22 protein-coding genes are annotated in these 22,517 nt (G+C 64.4%); 15 read left to right on the top strand and 7 right to left on the bottom strand.

Annotated features, from left to right (window positions below; genetic code table 11):
- Positions 1-66 precede the first annotated feature (66 nt).
- From exeG to exeN, 9 genes are all read left to right on the top strand, one after another.
- On the top strand, positions 67-498 hold the full coding sequence (gene exeG, locus PG899_RS13195) for a GspG family T2SS major pseudopilin variant ExeG (protein ID WP_005308483.1): 432 nt from the start codon (positions 67-69) through the stop codon (positions 496-498).
- Positions 499-545: 47 nt separating this feature from the next.
- The gene (locus PG899_RS13200) at positions 546-665 is read left to right on the top strand and encodes a type II secretion system protein (RefSeq protein ID WP_017785800.1); all 120 of its coding nucleotides are present in this window, start codon (positions 546-548) and stop codon (positions 663-665) included.
- Positions 662-1,213, top strand: a complete 552-nt coding sequence (gene exeH / locus PG899_RS13205) for a GspH family T2SS minor pseudopilin variant ExeH (RefSeq protein ID WP_029301893.1) — start codon at positions 662-664, stop codon at positions 1,211-1,213. Before PG899_RS13200 ends, exeH begins: the two co-directional genes overlap by 4 nt.
- Entirely contained in the window at positions 1,210-1,569 is a 360-nt protein-coding gene (gene exeI / locus PG899_RS13210; RefSeq protein ID WP_005308487.1) for a GspI family T2SS minor pseudopilin variant ExeI, read from the top strand. Before exeH ends, exeI begins: the two co-directional genes overlap by 4 nt.
- A gap of 68 nt (positions 1,570-1,637) precedes the next feature.
- Entirely contained in the window at positions 1,638-2,267 is a 630-nt protein-coding gene (gene exeJ / locus PG899_RS13215) for a GspJ family T2SS minor pseudopilin variant ExeJ (protein ID WP_077096414.1), read from the top strand.
- 89 nt (positions 2,268-2,356) lie between these two features.
- Entirely contained in the window at positions 2,357-3,370 is a 1,014-nt protein-coding gene (gene exeK / locus PG899_RS13225) for a GspK family T2SS minor pseudopilin variant ExeK (protein WP_077096413.1), read from the top strand.
- Positions 3,371-3,489: 119 nt separating this feature from the next.
- The gene (gene exeL / locus PG899_RS13230) at positions 3,490-4,674 is read left to right on the top strand and encodes a GspL family type II secretion system protein ExeL (RefSeq protein WP_029304526.1); all 1,185 of its coding nucleotides are present in this window, start codon (positions 3,490-3,492) and stop codon (positions 4,672-4,674) included.
- Complete coding sequence (exeM, locus tag PG899_RS13235) at positions 4,671-5,162, top strand: GspM family type II secretion system protein ExeM (protein WP_016349344.1); 492 nt, start codon at positions 4,671-4,673, stop codon at positions 5,160-5,162. Before exeL ends, exeM begins: the two co-directional genes overlap by 4 nt.
- 61 nt (positions 5,163-5,223) lie before the next feature.
- A complete protein-coding gene (gene exeN / locus PG899_RS13240; protein WP_017408951.1) occupies positions 5,224-5,979 on the top strand; it encodes a GspN family type II secretion system protein ExeN in 756 nt (251 codons plus the stop codon).
- Positions 5,980-6,039: 60 nt separating this feature from the next.
- Here exeN and PG899_RS13245 read toward each other — a convergent pair whose 3' ends face one another.
- Positions 6,040-6,855 carry a helix-turn-helix transcriptional regulator gene (locus tag PG899_RS13245; RefSeq protein ID WP_143238992.1) on the bottom strand — a complete coding sequence of 272 codons (816 nt, stop codon included), beginning with the start codon at positions 6,853-6,855 and terminating at the stop codon, positions 6,040-6,042.
- A 180-nt stretch (positions 6,856-7,035) separates the two neighbouring features.
- Between PG899_RS13245 and tyrS the strand changes: the two genes are divergently transcribed.
- A complete protein-coding gene (gene tyrS / locus PG899_RS13250) occupies positions 7,036-8,304 on the top strand; it encodes a tyrosine--tRNA ligase (RefSeq protein ID WP_077096412.1) in 1,269 nt (422 codons plus the stop codon).
- A gap of 164 nt (positions 8,305-8,468) precedes the next feature.
- On the opposite strand, the gene yrfG is transcribed toward tyrS, so the two are convergent.
- Positions 8,469-9,137: a GMP/IMP nucleotidase gene (gene yrfG / locus PG899_RS13255; protein ID WP_077096411.1), complete on the bottom strand. Its 669-nt coding sequence runs from the start codon at positions 9,135-9,137 to the stop codon at positions 8,469-8,471.
- Between the two features lie 138 nt (positions 9,138-9,275).
- On the opposite strand from yrfG, the gene nudE reads away from it, so the two are divergent.
- The 3 genes from nudE to PG899_RS13270 all read left to right on the top strand — a co-directional run bounded on the left by nudE (position 9,276) and on the right by PG899_RS13270 (position 12,416).
- Entirely contained in the window at positions 9,276-9,884 is a 609-nt protein-coding gene (nudE, locus tag PG899_RS13260; RefSeq protein ID WP_016349349.1) for an ADP compounds hydrolase NudE, read from the top strand.
- A gap of 35 nt (positions 9,885-9,919) precedes the next feature.
- On the top strand, positions 9,920-10,732 hold the full coding sequence (gene cysQ, locus PG899_RS13265) for a 3'(2'),5'-bisphosphate nucleotidase CysQ (protein WP_011704554.1): 813 nt from the start codon (positions 9,920-9,922) through the stop codon (positions 10,730-10,732).
- 412 nt (positions 10,733-11,144) lie between these two features.
- Positions 11,145-12,416: an aromatic amino acid transport family protein gene (locus PG899_RS13270; RefSeq protein WP_044799096.1), complete on the top strand. Its 1,272-nt coding sequence runs from the start codon at positions 11,145-11,147 to the stop codon at positions 12,414-12,416.
- 72 nt (positions 12,417-12,488) lie between these two features.
- Here the strand turns inward: PG899_RS13270 and PG899_RS13275 are convergent, their stop codons facing one another.
- The 3 genes from PG899_RS13275 to metJ all read right to left on the bottom strand — a co-directional run bounded on the left by PG899_RS13275 (position 12,489) and on the right by metJ (position 14,023).
- The gene (locus PG899_RS13275; protein ID WP_029301901.1) at positions 12,489-12,827 is read right to left on the bottom strand and encodes a tRNA-binding protein; all 339 of its coding nucleotides are present in this window, start codon (positions 12,825-12,827) and stop codon (positions 12,489-12,491) included.
- Between the two features lie 84 nt (positions 12,828-12,911).
- Positions 12,912-13,664 (bottom strand): AraC family transcriptional regulator, encoded by a 753-nt coding sequence (locus tag PG899_RS13280; protein ID WP_077096410.1) that lies wholly within the window; start codon positions 13,662-13,664, stop codon positions 12,912-12,914.
- A 35-nt stretch (positions 13,665-13,699) separates the two neighbouring features.
- On the bottom strand, positions 13,700-14,023 hold the full coding sequence (gene metJ / locus PG899_RS13285) for a met regulon transcriptional regulator MetJ (RefSeq protein WP_005308521.1): 324 nt from the start codon (positions 14,021-14,023) through the stop codon (positions 13,700-13,702).
- A gap of 208 nt (positions 14,024-14,231) precedes the next feature.
- On the opposite strand from metJ, the gene metB reads away from it, so the two are divergent.
- The gene (metB, locus tag PG899_RS13290) at positions 14,232-15,395 is read left to right on the top strand and encodes a cystathionine gamma-synthase (RefSeq protein WP_077096409.1); all 1,164 of its coding nucleotides are present in this window, start codon (positions 14,232-14,234) and stop codon (positions 15,393-15,395) included.
- On the top strand, positions 15,395-17,863 hold the full coding sequence (locus PG899_RS13295) for a bifunctional aspartate kinase/homoserine dehydrogenase II (protein WP_077096408.1): 2,469 nt from the start codon (positions 15,395-15,397) through the stop codon (positions 17,861-17,863). The genes metB and PG899_RS13295 overlap by 1 nt, the downstream gene beginning before the upstream one ends.
- A gap of 425 nt (positions 17,864-18,288) precedes the next feature.
- On the opposite strand, the gene ppc is transcribed toward PG899_RS13295, so the two are convergent.
- On the bottom strand, positions 18,289-20,922 hold the full coding sequence (ppc, locus tag PG899_RS13300) for a phosphoenolpyruvate carboxylase (protein ID WP_077096407.1): 2,634 nt from the start codon (positions 20,920-20,922) through the stop codon (positions 18,289-18,291).
- A gap of 215 nt (positions 20,923-21,137) precedes the next feature.
- Positions 21,138-22,283, bottom strand: a complete 1,146-nt coding sequence (argE, locus tag PG899_RS13305) for an acetylornithine deacetylase (protein WP_045529046.1) — start codon at positions 22,281-22,283, stop codon at positions 21,138-21,140.
- Positions 22,284-22,517: the final 234 nt, after the last annotated feature.

Genomic DNA, 22,517 nt, shown 5'->3' on the forward strand with positions numbered 1-22,517 from the left:
AGCGATCGTGGTTTAACAGTTAATCGTTGATGGTTCATGCCATCTCATTTCGTGAGGGAGTAAGTCATGCAAAAGCGTCGTCAATCGGGTTTTACCCTGCTGGAAGTGATGGTGGTCATCGTGATCCTGGGGATCCTGGCCAGCCTGGTGGTGCCCAACCTGATGGGCAACAAGGAGAAGGCGGACCAGCAGAAAGCGGTCTCCGACATAGTGGCGCTGGAAAACGCCCTCGACATGTACAAGCTGGACAACAACCGCTACCCGACCACGGAGCAGGGGCTGGACGCGCTGGTCAACAAACCGACCGCCGCACCTGAGCCGCGCAGCTACCGCGAAGGGGGCTACATCAAGCGCCTGCCGCAGGATCCCTGGGGCAACCCGTACCAGATGCTGAGCCCGGGCCAGTTCGGCAAGATCGACATCTTCTCCATGGGGCTGGATGGCGAAGCCGGTACCGATGACGACATCGGCAACTGGAACCTGAAGGATTTCCAATAAGTGATCCCGCCGCGTCGCGCTCACCGAGTCATGCCGGGGCTGCCTGAATGAAGGTGGCCTCTTCTGCCCGTCGCCAGGCCGGTTTTACTCTGCTGGAGGTGTTGCTGGTCGCCATGTTGATGGGTCGGCTCGAGGCCACTGCCATGCAGTTGAGGCTGGCGCCATGAAACATAGTCGCCAGGCCGGTTTTACTCTGCTGGAAGTGTTGCTGGTCGCCATGTTGATGGGGCTGGTTGCCACTGCCGTCACCCTCAGCATGGGCGGCGCCAGGGGGGATAGAGAGCTCGACAAGCAGGCGCGCCGCTTCATGGCAGTGCTGCAGCAGGCGCAGGAGTATTCGGTGATGGATGGCCGGCTGGTGGGCCTGCGTGTCGAGGACAACAGCTGGCAGTTCATGCAGCGCGCGGCCAAGGATCGCAAGTGGCAGGTGATGAGCGGCGACAAGCTGCTGGATCGGGTCGAGTTGCCAGACAACATGCGGCTGGCCATCGAGCTTGAGGGCTTCAGCTGGCGGACCGACTCCGACGAGAAGTACGAGAAGGGGCGCGACGAGAAGGAGCGCACGCCGCAGGTGTTCATCTTTCCCGGTGGCGAGCTGACCCCCTTCGTGCTGACCCTGACCCAGCAGGACGACGATCTGCGCTATGTGCGCACGGTCAAGGCGGACGAGTTCGGCCGTCTGCGTCTGCTGCAGGACGAGGAGGAAGAGGAATGAACGCCCGCGGCATGACCCTGCTGGAAGTCATGGTGGCGCTGGCGGTGTTTGCCATCGCCGGGCTGGCGGTGATGAAGACCGCCAGCGAGCACCTCTCCGGCCTCAACTATCTGGAACAGAAGACCCTGGCGACCTGGGTGGTGGAGAACCAGCTGGTGCAGCAGAAGCTCGAAGCCAAGTGGCCCGGTGACAGCTGGGTGGAAGGGGACGAGCAGATGGCGGGCCAGACCTGGTACTGGCGCTATCGCGGCGTCGCTACCGCCGACAGCAACTTCAAGGCGCTGGACATGGAAGTGCGTACCGCGCCCAAGGCCGACAGCCCGGTGGCCATGATCCGGACCTATATCAGCCGATGAACCTGCATCAAGGTGTCTCCATAAGCCGGAGCCGGCATCAGCCGACGAACATTCACCAACGAGTCTCCATGCTCCGGAGCCAGCGTCAGGCGGGGTTTACCCTGCTGGAGATGCTGGTGGCCATCGCCATCTTCGCCGGCCTGAGCATGGGCGCCTATCAGGTGCTGCAAGGGGTGCTCACCAGCGACGAGGTGGCCAAGCGCAAGGAGGCGCGTCTCTCCGAGCTGCAACTGGCCTTCTCCGTGCTGGAGCGGGACGTCACCCAGATGGTGCCGCGCAGCGGCCGCATCGACGGTGAGAACAACAAAGTGCTGCTGGCGGCCTCCCGCTTCGGCCAGCAGAGCGACGACTGGGGTATGGCCTTCATGCGCGGCGGCTGGCTCAACCCGGACGGCATGCTGCCGCGCTCCGGCTTGCAGCGGGTTGGCTGGCGGCTCAAGGATCACAAGCTGGAGCGGCTGAGCTACCTCTACCCGGATCCGGTGATCGGCACCGAGCCGCGCATCCAGCCGATGCTGGAGCGGGTGACGGCGCTACGGCTCTACTTCTACGACAAGGGGGCCTGGAAAGAGGAGTGGACCCAGCGCAACGTGCTGCCCTACGGGCTGGCGGTGGAGCTGGATCTGGAAGACTACGGCACCATCCGCCGCCAGTTCCTGATCGGGGCCGGTGGACAGAGGGCAGAGAATGGTAACTGATCGTCATTTTCCCCTGTCCGTCACGGAGGATGACGGCACTATTCGATGTCGCCAGTTCCTGATCGGCGCTGGTGGCCAGAGGGCTGAAAATGGCAGCTGATCGTCGTTTTTCCCGCCCAGGCCGTCAGGGGGGCATGGCCCTGCTGGTGGTGCTGCTCATCCTGTCGGTGATGGTGATCATCGCCAGCAACATGAGCGGTCGCCTGCAGCTGGAGCTGCGTCGCACCGCCAACCTCACCGCCGGTAAGCAGGCCTGGTGGTATGCCATGTCGGCGGAGGCGCTGGTGAGCAAGGTGCTGGCCCAGGATTTCAAGGACGACCCCAACGTGGTCAGCCTGGGGCAGAACTGGGCACGCCAGGATGCGGTCTTCCCGGTGGATGACGGCAAGCTCACCGGCCGGGTGCGGGATCTGCAATCCTGCTTCAACCTCAACAGCCTGAGCGTGCCGTTGAAAGACGGGATCAGCGGCGACGATCTGGAGAAGCAGCCCTATCCGGTCAAGGTGTTCAAGGCGCTGCTCAAGCAGCTTGAGGTGGAAGATTACGAGGCGGTGCAGCTGACCGATGCCATCCGGGACTGGACCGACAAGGATACCGTGCTGGTGTCGAGCTACGGCGCCGAGGATGCCTATTACGAAGGGCTCAACCCCCCTTATCTGACCGCCAACCAGTGGATGCTCGGCACCGACGAGCTGCGGGCGGTGCGCGGGGTGAGCGCCAAACTGTACGCCCGGCTGGCGCCCTATGTGTGCGCCCTGCCCAACGACAAGCTGGTGGTGAACGTCAACACCATCCGGCCGGAGCAGTCGGCCCTGCTGGTGGCGCTCTATCTGGACAAGGTGGGGCTTGACGATGCCAAGCGGGTGCTGACCAGCCGTCCCCAGAAGGGGTGGAAGAACAAGAAGGAGATGACGGACCAGATGCCGGTACAGGTGAGCAACATCCAGGGGCTGGATGCGGCGCTGGACGTCAAGAGCAGCTATTTCGAGGCCAGGCTGATTGCCGAGGTGGGTGACACCCGCGCCCGGCTGGAGAGCGTCTTCGTGCGCGGCAAGGACAACAAGCTGGTGATGCTGCGCCGTCTGAACGGCGGCGCCGAATAACAAGGGAGGCGGGTGACGGCCGTTGGCCGGCCCGCGCCATCCCCCGATTGGACTGCAGCCCATGGCTGCGCGCCCGACCATCCCGAGGGATGCGAGCGGGCATGGCAGGAGAGACATTAGTGAGCGAGAGTCTGGTCATCCGTCTGGGGACCAATGCGCAGCAGCCGGTCGAGTGGCTGGTGTGGTCGGGCGGGGAAGAGGAGGTGATCGCCTCCGGTACCCTGGCCTCGGCCCATGCCCTTGGCGAGCTGCAGGAGCGGGCCGGTGGCCGTCCGGCGGTGGTGCTGGTGCCCGGCAGCGATCTTATCTTCCGGCGGGTGAGCCTGCCGGGCAAATACAGCCGCCAGAGTGCGGCCGCCTTGCCCTATCTGCTGGAGGAGCAAATCGCCTCCGACGTGGATGAGTTGCACCTGGTGGTGCTGGGTCATCAGGGTCACGAGGTGGACCTGATGGCGGTCGACAAGGAGAAGATGCAGACCTGGCTCGGTTGGTTGGAGCAGGCTGGTCTCAAGAGCCGGCAACTGCTGCCGGACGTGCTGGCGCTGCCGCAGGCGAGCGAGGGCTGGTCGGCGCTGCAACTGGGCAAGGAGTGGTTGCTGCGCCAGGGGCCCTGCCAGGGCATCGTCGCCGACGAGCCGCTGCTGGCCATGCTGCTGGCGGCGGAGCCGGCGCCGGTGACCATTCACTGCCATACCCCGCCGCCGGCCATTGCGGCGGCCAGCTGGCAGGCGGCCGATCCCGAGCTGCCCATGCTGCTGCTGGCCCGGGGTGCACTCGCCAGTCAGGCCAACCTGCTGCAGGGGCCCTACCGGCCGCAGACCGAATACTCCCGCTACTGGCAACAGTGGCGCAAGGTGGCGGTGGTGGCCGGGGCGCTGCTGGTGGTGGCGTTCGCCCAGCGCGGCGTGCAGCTCTATCAGCTGGCGGAGCAGGACAAGGCGCTCAAGGCGGAGATCCGGCAGGTCTACACCCGGATCTTCCCGGGGGAGAGCCGCATCGTCAACGTGCGCAGCCAGATGACCCAGCACCTCCAGCAACTGGGGCAGACGCCGCAGGACGGGGTGTTGATGGTGCTGACCGAGCTGGCGCCCACCTTCGCCGAAGTGCCCGGCCTCAAGCCCGAGGTGCTGCGTTTCGACGCGGCTCGCGGCGAGCTCAGGTTGCAGGTGACGGCCCCCGGTTTTGCCGAGATCGAGCGTTTTCGCGAGCTGGCCGGCAAGCGCTTCGACGTGCAACAGGGGGAGGTGCGCAGCACCGAAGGCAAGGTTGAAGGGGCACTGGTGCTGAAGGGTAAATCATCATGATGGACAAACTACAAGGCTGGTGGCGCGGCATCAGCGCCCGCGAGCAGCGGCTGGTGGCGGTGGGCGGCAGCGTGCTGTTGATCGGCTTCTGCTACTGGGTTATCTGGCAGCCCATCGGCAATCGCATCGACGAGCGCGAGCGGCAGGTATTGAGCCAGCAGCAGACCCTCGCCTGGCTGAAAGAGAAGGGTGAAGAGGTGCTGGCGCTGCAGGGTGGCCAGGGCCGCCAGCTCGATACCAGCGGCACCCTGGAAGGGGTGGTCAACCGCACTGCCTTCAACCAGAAGATCAAGATTGCCCGCTTGCAGCCCCAGGGTCAGGAGTTGCAGGTGTGGATCGACACGGTGGCGTTCGATGACCTGCTGATCTGGCTGGCGACCCTGGCAGATCGCCATGGCGTGCAGGTGCAGGTGATCGAGGTGGCCCGCGAGAATCTGGCGCCCGGCCTGGTCAAGGTACGCCGCTTGCAGCTGAGCCGTCCCCAATGAAACAACGCGTCCCGAGCAGGGCCATATGCCTGAGCGGGCGTTTGCAGTCGAGTCGTTTTCTATGAAGCAAAGAGTGCTGATTGCCGTGCTGTTTCTGGCGGCCTATCTGGTTTTCCTGCTGGCCAAGCTGCCGGCGTCTCTGGTGGTGCGCTACCTGCCGCTGCCGCCCCTGGTACAGCTGGAAGGGGTGAGCGGCACCCTCTGGAGCGGCCAGGTTGCCCGCCTGCAATACGCCAGCGAGTCGCTGACCCAGCTGCGCTGGGAGCTCAACGGCTGGTCGCTGCTGCGTTTTGCCCCTGAGGTGTCCCTGCGCTTTGGCGAGCGCAGCGGCCTCAACGGGCAGGGGGTGGTTGGCTGGAGCGGCGCCGCCTTTGGCCGCGACATCACCCTCAACGTGCCGGCCCCCTGGCTGCTGGCGCGGGTGCCGATGCAGTTGCCCGTGCCGGTGACGGTGGCTGGCCAGCTGCAGCTCAAGCTCGATCAGGTTGCCCAGGGCAACCCCTGGTGCGACAACCTCTACGGCAACCTCTACTGGTACGGGGCCGATGCCGATACCCCGGCCGGCAAGCTGGTGCTGGGGGATCCCGAGATCAAGCTGACCTGCATCGACTCCCGGCTGGTGGCCGAGCTCAAGCAGGGCTCGGAGGCGGTGCAGGTGCAGGGCAAGCTGGAGCTGCAGGCCAATCGCCAGTACCTGTTCCAGGGCACCCTCAAACCCGGGCCCGAGCTGCCGGAGCAGATGAAGCAGGGGCTGCCCTTCCTTGGCCAGCCCGACGGTCAGGGGCGCTTCCCGCTACGCTACCAGGGCCGCATCTGACGGCCTTGCTGTCTGATCTGGCATGCATGAACACCACCCCGCCCCGGCGGGGTGGTGTCGTTATGGGGTGGTGCCGGCCGGCGCCGTGATGAGGTGATTGAGGAAGAAGCGGAACAGCTCGGCCCGCGAGCGCAGGTGCAGCTTGGCGTAGAGGTGCTTGCGGTGATTCTTCACCGTGCCGCTGCCGATGCCGAGCGCACCGGCAATGGCCTCGGTATCCAACCCCTGCAACAGCAATCCCGCCACCTGGCGTTCACGGCGGGTGAGGCTCGCGCCCCCCACGCTGGCGATGGCCTGCTCCACCGTCGCCTTGAGATCGGTGCCACCCGGCAGTACCGGACTCTGTGCCAGCAACGCGGCTCCCTCCCGCCAGTGCTGGCGGCACAGCGAATGTACCAGCGGAAACAGTACCTCCAGCCTGGCCAGCTCGTCACGACTGAGGGTGCTGCGCTTGTCGAGCCGCCCCAGAAACAGCATCAGGGTGAGGCCGCCGCGCACCGGCAGGATCAATCCAACCTCCTCCTGCCAGCCAGTGGCCTGATAGAAGTGGTGGCGATACTCGGGATCTAGCCGCCCCCGCGACACCTGCGCCAGCGTCCAGACCCCGGCCTCCAGACCCTGTTCCAGCGCCTGCATAAAGGGATCCTGACTGAAGTGGCGGGTGAGGTAGCGATCGAACAGCAGCGCCCGCTGGTGGTGCAGGTTGTCATAGAGGTAAACGGGGCGCTGCCCCACCCCGAGCAGCAGGGCACAGTCGAACGCCACCTGCTGCTGGATAAGACGCACCAGTGCCGCCGGAAAGGCGCTGCCGTGCAGGGCATCGACCACCTCGGTCATGCTGCGGGTCCGGGCATCTGTGGCAAGAGTCTGGATCATGGGCGCTGGTTCATGGCGATGGCTTCCGGGTGGCGGGCAGGCTTCCCGCTATGGTTGTGCGATGGTCACACGATAGCCGGATGCTAGCACGAGAGTGGCAAAACTGTCCCCTGGGGGACATATTCGGCGCAGGCCGGAGCGGCGAGGATGTGGGCTTTTCCCCTTGCTATTGGAGAACCCATGATCAACCCCCACCTGCTCGATGAGCTGACCCGACGCGGCCTGGTGGCCCAGAACTCCGACCCGGCGGCGCTGGCCGACCATCTTGCGACCCCGCGCACCGTCTACTGCGGGTTCGATCCCACTGCCGGCAGCCTGCACATCGGCCATCTGGTGCCACTGCTGATGCTGCGCCGCTTCCAGCTGGCGGGTCACACTCCGGTGGCACTGGTGGGCGGTGCCACCGGACTTATCGGCGATCCCAGCTTCAAGGCGACCGAGCGTAACCTCAACAGCGCCGAGACGGTGCAGGGCTGGGTAGCAAGTCTGTCGGCCCAGATAAAAGCGCTGCTGCCAGCGAGCGAAGGGCTGGCGGCGCCGCAACTGGTCAACAACGCCGACTGGATGGGGCAGATGTCCGCCCTCGATTTTCTGCGCGACATCGGCAAGCACTTCTCGGTCAACGCCATGCTGGCCCGCGAATCGGTGCGCCAGCGGCTGGCCCGCCCGGATCAGGGCATCTCGTTCACCGAGTTCTCCTACGCCCTGCTGCAATCCCAAGACTTCGCGGTGCTCAACCAGCGCCTCGGCTGCACCCTGCAGATCGGCGGCAACGACCAGTGGGGCAACATCACCAGCGGCATGGATCTCACCCGCCGCCTCAATCAGGCCCAGGTGTATGGCATGACGCTGCCGCTCATCACCAAGGCTGACGGCACCAAGTTTGGCAAGACCGAAGGCGGCGCTATCTGGCTCGACCCGGCCCTCACCTCTCCCTACGCCTTCTACCAGTTCTGGCTCGGCACGGCGGACGAGGATGTCTACCGCTTCCTGCGCTACTACAGCTTTATGCAGCTGACCGAGCTTGAGGTGCTAGAGGCTGAGGATGCGAAGCGGCAAGGGCGCAAACTGGCCCAGCAGGTGCTGGCCGAGGAGCTGACCGAGCTGGTGCACGGCAAGGGGGCGCTGGCAGCGGCGCAGCGCATCAGCGAACTGCTGTTCAGTGGCGAGGTGGCCCGCCTTGGCGAGAGCGATCTGGCCCAGCTGGCGCAGGATGGCATGCCAAGCTGCCGAATCGAGGGGGAAACCGATCTGGTGACCCTGCTGGTGGAGAGCCGTCTGGCCAACTCGAAGCGGATCGCCCGCGAGCTGCTGGCGGCAGGCGCCATCAGCCTCAACGGCGAGATCCGCCGGGATGAGCAGCTCACCACCGACTATCGGCTGTTCGGCCGCTACCTGCTGCTGCGCCGGGGCAAGAAGCAGTACCGGCTGGTGACGTGGCTGGGGTGAGTCGCCCCTTGATGGACAAGGGCTGCCTGGGCAGCCCTTGTCCATCAGTTCGAGAGCCTTGTAGCCCTGTTGGCTTACATGGCCAGCGGCAATAACTCGGCGCAGTCGCGGAAGGGATGGGGGAGGCGGTGTCTGGTTGCCCAGATGCTCCCCTGCATTTCGGCTTACCCGGCCAGCGGCAATAGCTCGGCGTAATCCCGGATCGCCGGGAAGGCGGTGATGTGCTGCTCGGGCTGGCAACTGTCCGGGTTCTGGATGGCGAGCTGATAGCCGATGCCGTAGTCGGCGGCGGCACGCAAGATCCGCTCGCTGTCATCCACGAACAGGGTGCGGGTCGGGTCGAACGCCAGCCGCTCGCCCAGTGCCTGCCAGCAGTGCTGGCTCTCCTTCGACCAGCCCAGCTCGTGGGTGCTCACCATCAGATCGAGGTGGCCGGCCAGCCCCAGCTGCGCATCCTTCACCGACAGGCTGGCGGGGTGGGCATTGGTGAAGAGCACCAGCTGCTTGCCCGCGGCCCGCAGCGCGGCCAGGAAGGGGATGACGTGGGGCCGCCACTGGATCTTGGCCAGGATCTCCTGCTTGAGGGCTCGGATGTCGAGCCCCAGCGTTTCGCTCCAGTAATCCACGCAGTACCAGTTGAGGGTGCCGCTGACGGCCTGGTAGTGCGCCTCGATCTGCACTCTGGCCTCGGCCAGCGGCAGGCCGAGCCGCTCGGCATAGCGCTCGGGTACCAGCTGTTGCCAGAGGTGGTTGTCAAAATGGAGATCGATCAGGGTGCCATCCATATCGAGCAGGACAGTGTCTATCTGGTGCCAGGGCAGTGGGGTCGGCATGGGGCCTCGGTGGTCGGGTCGAAATGGGCGGGCATTATAACGGATTTTTCCCGCCGCTTTCCCACCCTTGCCCCGTGGTGTTCGAGAGGGGAGTCGTTTACTCTTGAAACACGATTTTTTAACGAGCAGCCAGCCCCGATGAGTGACCTCCACCAACGCAAACCCGTCCACCTCAGCGTCGACACCATGGCGCACGACAAGAGCAAGCCGGAGATCCTCAAGGCCGAGATCGTGGCCGAGAGCCGGCTGTTCAAGGTGGAGTCGCTCCACCTCAAGTTTTCCAACGGCGAGGAGCGGGTCTACGAGCGGATGCGCGGCGGCAACCGGGGCGCCGTCATGGTGGTACCGCTGTTCGATGCCCACACCCTGCTGCTGGTGCGCGAGTACGCGGCGGGCACTCACTCCTACGAGCTGGGCTTCCCCAAGGGGCTGATCGACCCGGGCGAAGATGCCTTCGAGGCGGGCAACCGGGAGTTGATGGAGGAGGCGGGCTTCGGCGCCAACAGCCTGACCTTGCTCAAGCAGGTGTCGCTGGCGCCGGGGTACTTCTCCAGCCGGATGGACATCTTGCTGGCGCGGGATCTCTTCCCCGAGCAGCGGGTGGGCGACGAGCCCGAGCCCCTCGAGGTGATCCCCTGGCCGCTGAACCGGATCGACGAATTGCTGGCGCGACCCGACTTCACCGAGTCGCGCAGCATCAGTGCGCTGCTGCTGGCCCAACGCTGGCTGGCGGAGCAGGCAGAGTAGCCCGCAGGGGCAGTTTGAATACAGAGGATAACAAGATGCAGGAGTTGTTGGCCTGGGTGCCGGGGGTCAAGGAGATCGCGCGCGAAGCGGGCAGGATCCTTCACGAAATCTATCACGGCGGTCAGTTCGAGCGTCAGCTGAAGGAGGATGCGACCCCGGTCACCAGTGCCGATCTTGCTGCCGATGCCTACCTCAAACAGGCGCTGTCGGCGCTCACTCCCCATGTTCCCGTGCTGACCGAAGAGGCGGCCGACATCCCCTTCAGCCAGCGCGCCAACTGGCGTCAGTACTGGCTGGTGGATCCCCTCGACGGCACCGGCGAGTTTATCGCCGGCAGCGGTGACTTCGCCACTCTGATCGCCCTGGTGCAGGACAATGTGCCGGTGCTCGGCGTCATCTATGCCCCCGAGTCGAACGTGCTCTACTGGGCGGTGCGCGGTCATGGCGCCTTCAAGGAGGCGAACGGCGAGGTGCATCCCATCAGCGCCATGCACCACGAGCACGATCAACCCGATTCGCTGGTGGTGGCCATCAGCCGTCGCCAGAAGCTGGAGAACCTGACCCGCCGCCTCAACCCGGCCATCAACTACGAGCTGATCCCGCTCGGCTCCAGCTCACTCAAGTCCTGTCTGGTGGCGGAAGGGGCGGCCGACTGCTACGTGCGGCTCGGCCCCACCGGCGAGTGGGACACCGCCGCCGCCCAGTGCATCGTCGAGGCGGCCGGTGGCCGCATCCTCAGCCTGGCGCTGCAGCCGCTGCGCTACAACGAGACGGAGTCGCTGGAGAACCCGGACTTCATCGTGATGGGGGATCCGGATCTCGCCTGGGGCAGCATTCTGGCGCACTGAGCGGGTGAACAGGTCATCATTGACGACAATCAGGCGGCTCCATGGCCGCCTGATTGCATGGTGTGATCCGCTGGTTTTATCGGGGATGAACAGAAATATCCGCTGGCAAAGCGCGGGAATGACAGTGAATCATCACAAGAGAGGGCGACGGAATGGCACGATTTTTCAGGTAATTCTGCAAACGATCATTTGGCCAAAATAAAAAATTGACCAATAGTGAAAATTTGGTTTTAAATTTCGTTAATTTAACGGAATTTAGTTTTACTCATTTATGTGATCCCGATTCCATTCCCAATCTCACTGGCTGAAGCCCGTAATGGTAGTGATATGTTTCAGGGGGGACTTTTGAGAATTAAATCCCGATAAACCACAATTAACTCAGATTAAAACACTAACAAAAAGTGAATTAGTAATGAGTTTATCTGTAGACGTCACCAAGGAGCTGTCCGGTTCCTGCTCCACCACCGTCAGCGCCACCCCCTGGCGCCGCCACGACACCCACTGGGTCATCAGCCTGTTTGGTACCGCCGTCGGCGCCGGCATCCTGTTCCTGCCCATCAACCTGGGTCTGGGCGGGATCTGGCCCCTCATCATCGTCTCCGTGCTGGCCGGCCCCATGACCTTCCTGGCCCACCGTGGGCTGGCGCGCTTCGTGCTTTCCTCATCGCGCCCCCACGCCGACTTCACCGAGGTGGCCCAGGAGCACTTCGGCAAGATGGCCGGCCGCCTCATCTCGGCGCTCTACTTCCTCTCCATCTTCCCGATCCTGCTCATCTACGGGGTCGGGCTGACCAACACGGTGGAGAGCTTCATGATCAATCAGCTCGGCATGGATGCCCCGAACCGGGTGATGCTCTCCGGCCTGCTGGTGTTTGCCATGATCGCCGTGATGCTGGCCGGTGAGAAGGCGATGCTGCGCGCCTTTGCCGTCATGGTCTATCCGCTGGCGGCCATCCTGGCGGCGCTCTCCTGCTATCTGATCCCCCAGTGGCAGTGGCCGCAGCTGGGTAGCCTGGAGGGCGGCAGCTTCCTCAATACCGTCTGGCTGGCGCTGCCGGTCACCGTGTTCGCCTTCAGCCACGCCGCCGCCATCTCGGGCTTTGCCAACGTGCAGCGCCGGGAGTACGGCGAGCAGGCGGAAGCCAAGAGCAGCCTGATCCTGCGCAACACCACCGTCATGCTGGTGGGCTTCGTGCTGTTCTTCGTCTTCTCCTGCGTGCTGAGTCTCTCGCCAGCCCAGCTGGCCGAGGCCAAGGCCCAGAACGTCTCGGTGCTCTCCTATCTCGCCAACATCACCGACAACCCGGTGATCGTGACCCTGGGGCCGCTCATCGCCTTCATCGCCATCAGCTCCTCTTTCCTCGGCCACTTCCTCGGTGCCCGTGAGAGCCTGAAAAGCCTGATCGCCAAGCCCACCGGCCTGTCGCTGGCCAAGGCGGACCGGCTCGGCATCGCCCTGATGTTCTTCTCCATCTGGGGCGCCGCCATCATCAACCCTGGGATCCTGGGACTGATGGAGACCCTCTCCGGCCCGGTGATCGCCATGATCCTGTTCATCATGCCGGTGGTGGCCATCTACAAGGTGGAGGCGCTGGCCCGCTTCCGCCACCGCTGGGCCAACGGCTTCATCCTGCTGACCGGCTCATTGGCGGTGTCGGCGCTGATCTTCAGCCTGCTGAAGTAACGGCGAGCAACCCGCAGCAAAAAAGAGAGGCGACCCCAGGGTCGCCTCTCTTGTATCGGTTCGGTTGCGGCCTCAGCCCAGCTTGGCGCCGTTCTCCACCGCCTGCTCGGGGATGGCGATCACCACGGCGCCGTCCGGCCGGTAGAAACCGGTCAGCAGAAACTCCGACTGGATCGGGCCTATCTGTTTGGGGGGGAAGTTCACCACGGCGACGATCTGGCGGCCCACCAGCTCCTGCGGTTGGTAGAGGTCGGTGATCTGGGCGCTGCTCTTGCGCACCCCGAGCTCGGGGCCGAAATCCGCCCACACCTTGTAGGCCGGGCGGCGCGCCTCGGGGAAGGGCTCGACCCGCACCAGGGTGCCCACCCTGAGCTCCACCATCTCGAAATCCTGCCAGCTTATGGTCTGCATCTTGGCTCCTCGTTGCCCATACCTTGCATGAGCCTCAGCATGCCTCGAAACGACCTGCGCCGTCTTCGGCAAACGGCCGCCCGGTTACGGCAAGCGGCCGTTTTGTTGGCGCCAGAGGGAAGGGGTCAGTCCGGTTTCGGCCAGGAAGCGCTCGGCGAAGGCCCCCTGATTCTGGTAACCGCAGCGGCTGGCTATTTCGCCGACGGGCAGAGCGGTGTGGGCGAGCAGGGTACGCGCCAGCGCCATGCGTCGCGTCCGGATGTAGTGGGAGACGCTCATCCCCACCTGCTGCTGGAAGGCGTGCTTGAACTGGCTCTGGCCGAGGCAGGCGATGGCGGCCAGCTGCTCGTTGCTGAGGGGCTCGGCGAGATGTGCCTCGATATGGCGCTGCACCTTGCCGATGCGCGGGGCGAGGCGGGCACGGCCGCGCGAGCCTGCCTGCTGCGCCTCTGCCAGCAGACCCAGCCACACCTGCTCCATGCCGGCCACATGGCGCCCCTCGGCCACCATGCGGTGCAGGAAGGCGAGGTAGTGGCGCTGGGCCTGGTCCAGCTCGATGAAGGGGCGCTCGCCCAGCTCGCCGGGCAGCCAGTGACTCTCCTGCACCAGAAACGAGAGCGCCGGATCGGCGGCGTAGTCGTGCCGCTCACCGGGGGCGATGATGCAGGCAAAGCCGGGCGCGAGCCGCCGCCCCTGGCCTTGTACCTCGATCTCGATGGGACCCTCGAGGGGGATCACCAGCTGGGCATGGTCGTGGCTGTGGCTGCAGACGTCGCTCTGGTAGCGACGCAGGCTGAAAGGGGCGGATAGCGATGACGCGGCCTGGGGCCGCGTCATCGAAGGGGGTTTGCTGTTTGGCATCTGCTGCAGGATTACTCGGCGTCGAAATCTTCGATCTCTTTGCCCAGAGCTTCCATGATGGCACGCGCCTCGGCGGGGACGCTGTCCGGATGATCCTTGCGCAGATCTTCGTCGCAGGGCAGCGGCTGACCGGTGAAGGCGTGCAGGAAGGCTTCGCAGAGCAGCTCGCTGTTGGTCGCATGACGCAGGTTGTTCACCTGACGGCGGGTGCGTTCATCGGTCAACACCTTCAGCACCTTGAGCGGGATCGAGACGGTAATCTTCTTGACCTGTTCGCTCTTTTTACCGTGTTCCGCGTAGGGGCTGACGTAGTCGCCGTTCCACTCTGTACCCATGATCCACCTGTTCTCATTTAGCCGTGAGCGCGGATTTTAACCCTTAAGGAATTTAATGGCAATCCAACAGCAAAGCCATTTAGACGTCTAGAAGTGTTGACGGCCTTTTTAAGCTGGCGTAGTGTGGTTCACCATGAGCCTGCAATGGCGGGATGGCGCGTGGCAGAAACAGCATGCCAGCGTGTGAAGAGACATCAAGGAGAGTGACATGACCCACAAGGCCACCCAAGCAGTGCGCACCGGGATTGAGACTGACCAGCAACACGGTGCCGTGGTGCCGCCCATCTACCTCTCCAGTAACTACACCTTTGCCGACTTTGGCGAGCCCCGTCAATACGATTATGCCCGCTCCGGCAACCCGACCCGCACCAATCTGGCGGACGCCCTGGCGGCGCTGGAAGGGGGGGCCGGCGCCGTGGTGACCGGCACCGGCATGGGGGCCGTCCATCTGGTCACCACCGCCCTGCTCAAGGCGGGGGATCTGCTGATCGCTCCCCACGACTGCTATGGCGGCACCTGGCGCCTGTTCGAGTACCTGGCGGCCAAGGGCCACTACCGGGTGCAGTTCGTCGATCAGGGGGATGCGGCGGCACTGGCCGAAGCGCTGGCCCAGCAGCCGGCGCTGGTGTGGGTGGAGACCCCCTCCAACCCGCTGCTGCGGGTGGTGGACATTGCCGCCATCGCCGAGGCGTCCCACGCGGCGGGAGCCAAGGTGGCGGTGGACAACACCTTCCTCTCGCCGCTGCTGCAACAGCCGCTGGCGCTGGGGGCGGACCTGGTGGTGCACTCCACCACCAAGTACATCAACGGCCACTCCGATGTGGTGGGCGGGGTGGCGATCGCCAAGGAATCCGAGCTGGCCGACTCCCTGGTGTGGTGGGCCAACTGTCTGGGACTCACCTCCGGGGCGTTCGACTCCTACCTCACCCTGCGCGGCCTGCGCACCCTGGCTCCCAGATTGCGCGCCCATCAGGAGAACACCGACCGCATCCTCGCCTTCCTGCAGCAGCAACCGCTGGTCAAGCGCATCTATCACCCCAGCCTGCCGAGCCATCCGGGCCACGATATTGCGCGCCGTCAACAGTCCGGCTTCGGCGCCATGCTAAGTTTTGAGCTCGATTGCAATGAGGCGGGCATTCGCGCCTTCCTGGCGGCCCTCACCCTCTTCTCGGTGGCCGAATCCCTTGGCGGGGTGGAGAGTCTGGTGGCCCATCCGGCCAGCATGACCCACAGGGCCATGACCCCGGCCGCCCAGCAGGCGGCAGGCATCAGCAGCCAGCTGCTGCGTCTGTCGGTCGGTATCGAGCACGGTGAGGATCTGGTGGCCGATCTGGCCGCGGCGTTTGCACAGGCACAGCAGGTGGCGAAGTAATGGAACAGCAGCAACAAGGAGAGATCGCGGTGGCAACAGAAGCAGGCTTGAAGCGACGTCACGTCCACAAATTCGGTGGCAGCAGTCTGGCGGATCCGGTCTGTTATCGCCGGGTCGCCAGCATTCTCGAACAGCAAGCCGAGCAGCAGGGGGGCGGGCGAGAGCTGGTGGTGGTCTCCGCCGCCGGCAAGACCACCAACCGGCTGATCCAGCTGGTGGAGCTGGCCGAAGCAGGCGATGAAGCCGCCGGCGAGGCCATCTCGGCCCTGCAGGCCTATCAGCAGAGCCTGATCGACGGCCTGCTGGAAGGGGAGCTTCAGCTCGAGCTGAGCCAGCAGCTGGCCGACGACATGCAGCTGATCGCCAAGACCCTGGAGGGGCAGTTTGACCGCTTCGAGCGCAACGGCCTGCTCGCCTTTGGCGAGGTGTGGTCGGCGCGCCTGTTGGCGGCCTTGCTCACCAGTCGCGGCGACAAGGCCATCTGGCTCGATGCCCGCAGCTTCCTGCGCGCCGAGGATGGTGCCCTGGTCAAGGTGGATACCGCGCTGTCCAGCGAACTGCTCAAGGCGCGGCTGGCGGAACACGCCGGGCGCATCGTGGTGACCGGCTTTATCGCCGCCGACATGGAGGGACGCTCCCTGCTGCTCGGTCGCAACGGCTCCGACTACAGCGCCAGCCTGTTGGCCCTGCTGGCGGACGGCGAATCCACCACCATCTGGAGCGACGTGGCCGGGGTCTACAGCGCCGACCCGCGTCGGGTGAAGGAGGCGCGTCTGCTGGAGCGCCTGAGCCTCGCCGAAGCCAACGAGCTGGCCCGCCTCGGCTCCTCGGTATTGCACTCGCGCACCCTGCAGCCGGTGGCCGACAGCCGCCAGCGGCTCACCCTGCGCTGCAGCTACAACCCGGACGAGGGTTGCACCCACATCCTGCGCCGTGCACCCCGCTCCGGCGGCGCCCGCATCGTCTCCTCGGTGGATCAGATCGCTCTCATCGAGCTGAAGGTACTGCCGCAGACAAACTATGAGCAGACGGTGGCCACCATCGAGGCCCATCTGGCCCGCCATCGCCTCAACCCGCTTACCCTGCAGCGCCAGCCAGATCGCCGGATCCTGCGCCTCGCCTACACCCTCGAGGTGGCGCAAGGGGCGTTCGAGCTGCTGCGCGACTTCCAGCTGCAGGGCAGCTTCACCGGTCTTATCCAGCGCGAAGGCTACAGCCTGGTGGCGCTGGTGGGGGCCGGCGTCACCGACAACGCCGAGCAGTGTCACCGTTTCTACCAGCTGCTGGCGGATCAGCCGCTGGAGTTCGTGCAGGTGGCCAAAGATGGCCTGAGCCTGGTGGCCGTGCTGCGCCAGGTGGTGCTGGAGCCGCTGCTGATCGCCCTGCACAGCGCCCTGTTCAGCCGCCCGAACCGGGTCGGGCTGGTGGTGTTCGGCAAGGGCAATATCGGCGGCCACTGGCTGAATCTCTATGCCCGCGAAAAGGCGCGGCTCGAGCATGAACTGAACCTGGCGCTCACCCTCTACGGGGTGTTCAGCTCGGAAGGGGGCCTGCTCGATGAAGAGGGGCTGGATCCGCTCAAGGTGCAGGACAACTTCAATCCCAAGCCGCTGATCTGGCCCGAGCTGCTGGCCCAGCTGGAGCAGCACGGATTCGATACCCTGATTGCGCTGGACATGACCGCCAGCGAGACGGTGAGCCGCTACTACCCGGACTTTGCCCAGCTCGGCATTCACATCATCGCCGCCAACAAATTTGCCGGCGCCGCCGACAGCGAGTTCTACCAGCGCATCAAGCAGACCTGCCGCGACCATCAGGTGCAGTGGCGCTACAACGCCACTGTCGGTGCCGGGCTGCCTATCCAGTCCAGCATCCAGATGCTGCGCCAGAGCGGCGATCGCATTCAGGGGGTTTCCGGCATCTTCTCCGGCACCCTCTCCTGGCTGTTCCAGCAGTATGACGGCAGCCGCCCCTTCTCCGAGCTGGTGGACGAGGCGTGGCAGCACGGCCTGACCGAGCCGGATCCCCGCGAGGATCTCTCCGGCCAGGATGTGCGCCGCAAGCTGCTCATTCTGGCGCGGGAGGCGGGCTTCGAGCTCGACTCCGCCGATATCGAGCTGGAGAACCTGGTGCCTGTCTCCCTGCGCAAGGTGAGCACGGATCAGTTCATGGACAGGCTGAAAGAGCTGGATGACCCGATCCAGACCGCTTTCGAGGGGGCGCGCCGGGTCGGCAAGGTGCTGCGCTACGTCGCTCGCTTCGAGCACGACGGCAAGGCGCGAGTGGGGCTGGAGGCGCTGGAGCCCCACCACCCGTTTGCCAACCTGCTGCCGTGCGACAATATCTTCGCCATCGAGAGCGACAGCTATCGCACCAACCCGCTGGTGATTCAGGGGCCGGGCGCCGGCCGGGAAGTGACGGCCGCCGCCATCCAGTACGACCTCTGGCAGATCTGTGCCAGCCTGTAACAGCAAACAAACCATTCAGTCAAAGAGGTGCCAGTGGCGCCTCTTTTTATTGTTTAGCGGCAGGTTTTTAGGTCTGCCGGCTGATTTCCCTATCCCGTAAGCGGCCCGTTTTTTAGCTTCTTCAACAGGTTGCAGGCAAGAGTCAGGTAATAACCGGACTTGCACAGGTAGCATGAACGAGCACGGTATTGGTTCCCCCTCTTATTCGCTGAGGCGAGCCCGCTTGTCCAGGCGGTGGCTTCGCGCCCAGCACGGCGACACCGTGTCATCCCCCTTCCTCTCAAGCGGGCAATTGCCCTGACGGCCAATCGCCCCTGCGAATTCGAGGCAACACCTGACGATCAAGGTTCCTGCGGGTCCTGTAGATATGACAAAGGGCGCCGAGGCGCCCTTTGTCATTGAGAGGAGCTTGATAGCCCCGACTATCAACCCGTGTTACGCATACCGGCTGCGATGCCGGCGATGGTGACCATCAGCGCCTGATCCAGCTCGGGATGCAGGGTCTCCGGGTGGTTGCGCGAGCGGCCCAGCAGTTCGACCTGCAGTACGTTGAGCGGGTCTGTGTAGGGGTTGCGCAGCTTGATGGACTCCTTGATCCAGGGCTGGTCGTCGAGCAAGTCGCCCTGCGGGCGCAGCTCCAGCACCACCTGGATGGAGTCGGCAAGCTCCTGACGCAGCTGTTTGCCCAGGCCCCACAGCTCCTTGGGCACCAGCCGGGTGTCGTAGTATTCAGCCAGCCAGACGTCCGCCTTGAGGAACACCATCTCCAGCATCTCGAGGCGGGTGCGGAAGAAGGGCCACTGACGGCTCATCTCTTCCAGCACGCCTTTCTGACCGTCGGCGATGGCTTGCTGCAGCCCCTTGTGGGCACCGAGCCAGGCCGGCAGCATCAGCCGGTTCTGGGTCCAGGCGAAGATCCAGGGGATGGCGCGCAGGCTCTCGACCCCGCCGTTGGGCTTGCGCTTGGAGGGGCGCGAGCCGAGCGGCAGCTTGCCGAGCTCCATCTCGGGGGTGGCGGCGCGGAAGTAGGGCACGAAGTCCGGATGACCGCGCACGATACTGCGGTAGTGATCGCAGGAGACAGACGCCAGCTGCTCCATCACGGCGCGCCAGCACTCCTTGGGCTTGGGCGGTGGCAGCAGGTTCCCCTCCAGCACGGCGCTGGTGTAGAGGTTGAGGCTCTGGATGGCCACCTTCGGCAGGCCGAACTTGAAGCGGATCATCTCGCCCTGTTCGGTCACCCGCAGGCCACCGCGCAGGGATCCTGGCGGTTGCGACAGGATCGCCTGATGGGCAGGGGCGCCACCGCGGCCGACGGTACCGCCACGGCCATGGAACAGGGTGAGGCGCAGGTTGTTGGCCTCGGCCAGCGCCACCAGGGATTCCATGGCGGCGTACTGGGCCCAGCCGGCGGCCATCATGCCCGCGTCCTTGGCGGAGTCAGAGTAGCCGATCATCACGTACTGACGGCCCTGGATGTAGCCGCGATACCAGTCCACCGACAGCAGGCGCTCCATCACGGCGGTACCCGCCATCAGGTCTTCCTGGGTCTCGAACAGCGGGGCGACCGGCATGCGGAACTTGCAGCCGGCCTCTTTGAGCAACAGCTGCACCGCCAGCACGTCGGACGGTGCGCCGGCCATGGAGATGATGTAGATGCCGAACGCATCGGGATCGTGCTGGGCGATGACCTTGCAGGTGTCCAGGGTCTCGCGGGTCTCGTCGCTCGGCTCCCAGTCGGTCGGGATGAGCGGGCGGCGGGAGTTGAGTTCGTTGAGCAGGAAGGCTTGCTTGTCGTCCTCGCTCCATTCGGCGTAGTCACCCATGCCGAGGTAGCGGGTCAGCTCGGAGAAGACCTGGCCGTGGCGCTCGCCATCCTGACGGATGTCCAGCTTGACCAGGTGGATACCGAAGCAGGCCAGCTTGCGCAGCACGTCCAGCAGCATGCCATCGGCGATGTTGCCCATGCCGCAGGCGTGCAGGGAGTGGTAGCAGAGCTCCAGCGGCTCGCGCAGCTGGGCGGTGGTCTTGACCAGATCCCGGCTCTCGCTCGCCTGGCCCTGCACCTTGGCGGTGAGGAACTCCTGGGTTTCGCGCAGCTGTTCGCGCAGCTCGCGTACCAGGGCGCGGTAAGGCTCGGGGTGATCGCCGACCCGCTCGCGCACGGCGTCGGTGCAGTCGGACATGGAGAGCTCGGAGGTGAGCTCCTTGATGTCCTTGTAGAACAGGCTCACCGCCATCCAGCGGCCCAGCTCCAGCACTTCGGCGGTCACCTTGGCGGTGACGAAGGGATTGCCGTCGCGGTCACCGCCCATCCAGGAGGTGAACTTGACCGGCGCGGCATCCAGCGGCAGCCGCACACCCAGGTGGTGTTGCAGCCGCTCGTCCAGATTGCGCATGAATTCGGGGATGGCCGGCCACAGGCTGTTTTCCACCACGGCGAAGCCCCACTTGGCCTCGTCCACCGGGGTCGGGCGCTGTTCGCGGATCTCGTTGGTGTGCCAGGCCTGGTTGACCAGCTGTTCGATGCGATTGAGGATCTTGTCCCGCTCGCGGGGCAGCAGATCGGACAGCTCCAGCGCCTCGAGGCAGTCGTTGAGCTGTACGTGCTTGTGGATCAGGGTGCGACGGGTCACCTCGGTGGGGTGAGCGGTCAGCACCAGATCGATGTCCAGCTCGCGCACGGCCTGGATGATGGCCTCCTGCGACAGGTTGGAGGCTTTCAGCTTGTCGAACATCTGCTCGAGCGGATCCGGGGTGCAGACCTGCTCTTCGCAGCGACGGGAGATGGTGTGGAACTGTTCGGCCACGTTGGCCAGGTTGAGAAACTGGCTGAAGGCGCGGGCCACCGGCAGCAGCTCGTCATCGCTCAGGTTGCGCAGGGTATCGAGCAGACGTTCCCGGTCTGTCTCATTGCCTTTGCGGGAGGATTTGGCCAGCTGGCGAATGGTTTCGATCTTGTCGAGGAAGGCCTGTCCCTGATGATCCTTGATGGACTTGCCCAGCAGTTGACCCAGCATGCCTACGTTGGCGCGTAGTGCGGCGTACTTTTCGTTCATTCCACATCCTTATCTTGTTGGTGCCTGACACCCATCCGGGGTGAGAGACGACCTCACTTATTGTTGTGCGATTACAACATATGCTCCGTCATCTTAGGGTGACAATCTACCCAGATTGTCTGCGCAAGGTCAAATAACAGGCCGATTCAGAACATGTATTTCCATCACCAGTCCCGAGGTGCGATGTCATGTAACTTACTTACATTCCCGTCAATTCAGAGACAGAAACGGCGGATCAGGTGCTGCAATACGCGGGTGGTCGGTTTGACGAACGACAGATCCAGATATTCGTCCGGCTGGTGGGCCTGGGCGATGTGGCCGGGGCCCAGCACTATGGTTTCACAACCGAGCTGCTGGATGAAGGGGGCCTCGGTGCAATAGTTCACGGATTCGGCGGCCCGGCCGCTTGCCCGCTCGGCCTCGCGCACCAGCTCGGAGTCATCGGCGCAGGCGTAGGCGGGGATCGGCTCGTGCAGGTGCTGCAGGTGCAGGCAGCCTGGCTGGTGGATCTCGATGGGGGAGAGCGCCTCTTTGAGCATGCCCATCAGCTCGTCGGGGCCCACCTGCGGGGTGGGGCGCATGTCGATGTGCAGTTCGCAGCAACCGCAGATGCGGTTCGGGCTGTCACCCCCCTGGATGTAGCCGAGGTTCAGGGTCGGCTGCGGCACGGCGAATCTGTGGTCGGCGTACTTCTCCTTCAGGCTGTGCTGCAGCTTGAGCACCTGGCCCATGGCCTGGTGCATGATCTCCAGCGCGTTGACGCCGTTGGCGGGATCCGAGCTGTGACCGCTCTTGCCGGTAATGCGGATGGCTTCCGACATGTGCCCCTTGTGGGCCACCACCGGTACCAGCCCGGTCGGCTCGCCGATCACCGCGTAGTCGGGTTTTAGTTCGGCTGCGGCAGCGATGGCGCGGGCCCCCGCCATGGTGGTCTCTTCATCGGCGGTAGCCAGAATGCGCAGCGGCTTGTTGAGCGTCTTGAGATCGATCTCCTTGAGCGCCTCGACGATAAAGGCGAAGAAGCCCTTCATATCGATGGTACCGAGGCCATAGAGGCGGTTGCCCTCTTCGGTCACCTTGAAGGGATCCTTGCGCCAGGCGCCCTCGTCGAACGGCACCGTATCGGTGTGGCCCGCCAGCAGCAGCCCCCCTTCGCCGTGACCTATCGTCGCCACCAGATTGAACTTGCCCGGCAGATCGGGCAGGGCGGTCACCTCGCACTGAAAACCGAGCTGACCGAACCAGTCGGCCAGCAGCCGGATCACCGCCTCATTGCTCTGATCCCAGCGGGGATCCGTGCTGCTGATGGACGGAATCGCAATAATATTCTTGTAGAGTGAAAAAAAATCCAGATTGGCCACCTGCTCCTCCTTGCTTCCCCGGAATGTTTCTGTTAGAAAATACAAATGCAAAGTGAGTGCATGAATATTCTGTAAGTTTGCCTGAATACGTGGCTCATCGACAAGGCTTCTAGTTGTAAGGGAAAGTTAATGTTCTGTCACCTGATCTATAACCGACGACACACACCCGCCTGAATTGCCCCTCCGCACTTGTGCATGGGGCATCGAACCCCCTTGTGCACCGCAGCACCATGC

This window comes from Aeromonas sp. QDB39, assembly GCF_027707585.1.
Classification (GTDB): Bacteria; Pseudomonadota; Gammaproteobacteria; order Enterobacterales; family Aeromonadaceae; genus Aeromonas; species Aeromonas hydrophila.

What these genes read in the sequence shown, in the direction of transcription:
- exeG (WP_005308483.1), top strand. Translation starts at nt 67, where the DNA reads ATGCAAAAGCGTCGTCAATCGGGTTTTACCCTGCTGGAAGTGATGGTG.
- PG899_RS13200 (WP_017785800.1), top strand. Translation starts at nt 546, where the DNA reads ATGAAGGTGGCCTCTTCTGCCCGTCGCCAGGCCGGTTTTACTCTGCTG.
- exeH (WP_029301893.1), top strand. Translation starts at nt 662, where the DNA reads ATGAAACATAGTCGCCAGGCCGGTTTTACTCTGCTGGAAGTGTTGCTG.
- exeI (WP_005308487.1), top strand. Translation starts at nt 1,210, where the DNA reads ATGAACGCCCGCGGCATGACCCTGCTGGAAGTCATGGTGGCGCTGGCG.
- exeJ (WP_077096414.1), top strand. Translation starts at nt 1,638, where the DNA reads ATGCTCCGGAGCCAGCGTCAGGCGGGGTTTACCCTGCTGGAGATGCTG.
- exeK (WP_077096413.1), top strand. Translation starts at nt 2,357, where the DNA reads ATGGCAGCTGATCGTCGTTTTTCCCGCCCAGGCCGTCAGGGGGGCATG.
- exeM (WP_016349344.1), top strand. Translation starts at nt 4,671, where the DNA reads ATGATGGACAAACTACAAGGCTGGTGGCGCGGCATCAGCGCCCGCGAG.
- exeN (WP_017408951.1), top strand. Translation starts at nt 5,224, where the DNA reads ATGAAGCAAAGAGTGCTGATTGCCGTGCTGTTTCTGGCGGCCTATCTG.
- PG899_RS13245 (WP_143238992.1), bottom strand. Translation starts at nt 6,855, where the DNA reads ATGATCCAGACTCTTGCCACAGATGCCCGGACCCGCAGCATGACCGAG.
- tyrS (WP_077096412.1), top strand. Translation starts at nt 7,036, where the DNA reads ATGATCAACCCCCACCTGCTCGATGAGCTGACCCGACGCGGCCTGGTG.
- yrfG (WP_077096411.1), bottom strand. Translation starts at nt 9,137, where the DNA reads ATGCCGACCCCACTGCCCTGGCACCAGATAGACACTGTCCTGCTCGAT.
- nudE (WP_016349349.1), top strand. Translation starts at nt 9,276, where the DNA reads ATGAGTGACCTCCACCAACGCAAACCCGTCCACCTCAGCGTCGACACC.
- cysQ (WP_011704554.1), top strand. Translation starts at nt 9,920, where the DNA reads ATGCAGGAGTTGTTGGCCTGGGTGCCGGGGGTCAAGGAGATCGCGCGC.
- PG899_RS13270 (WP_044799096.1), top strand. Translation starts at nt 11,145, where the DNA reads ATGAGTTTATCTGTAGACGTCACCAAGGAGCTGTCCGGTTCCTGCTCC.
- PG899_RS13275 (WP_029301901.1), bottom strand. Translation starts at nt 12,827, where the DNA reads ATGCAGACCATAAGCTGGCAGGATTTCGAGATGGTGGAGCTCAGGGTG.
- PG899_RS13280 (WP_077096410.1), bottom strand. Translation starts at nt 13,664, where the DNA reads ATGACGCGGCCCCAGGCCGCGTCATCGCTATCCGCCCCTTTCAGCCTG.
- metJ (WP_005308521.1), bottom strand. Translation starts at nt 14,023, where the DNA reads ATGGGTACAGAGTGGAACGGCGACTACGTCAGCCCCTACGCGGAACAC.
- metB (WP_077096409.1), top strand. Translation starts at nt 14,232, where the DNA reads ATGACCCACAAGGCCACCCAAGCAGTGCGCACCGGGATTGAGACTGAC.
- PG899_RS13295 (WP_077096408.1), top strand. Translation starts at nt 15,395, where the DNA reads ATGGAACAGCAGCAACAAGGAGAGATCGCGGTGGCAACAGAAGCAGGC.
- ppc (WP_077096407.1), bottom strand. Translation starts at nt 20,922, where the DNA reads ATGAACGAAAAGTACGCCGCACTACGCGCCAACGTAGGCATGCTGGGT.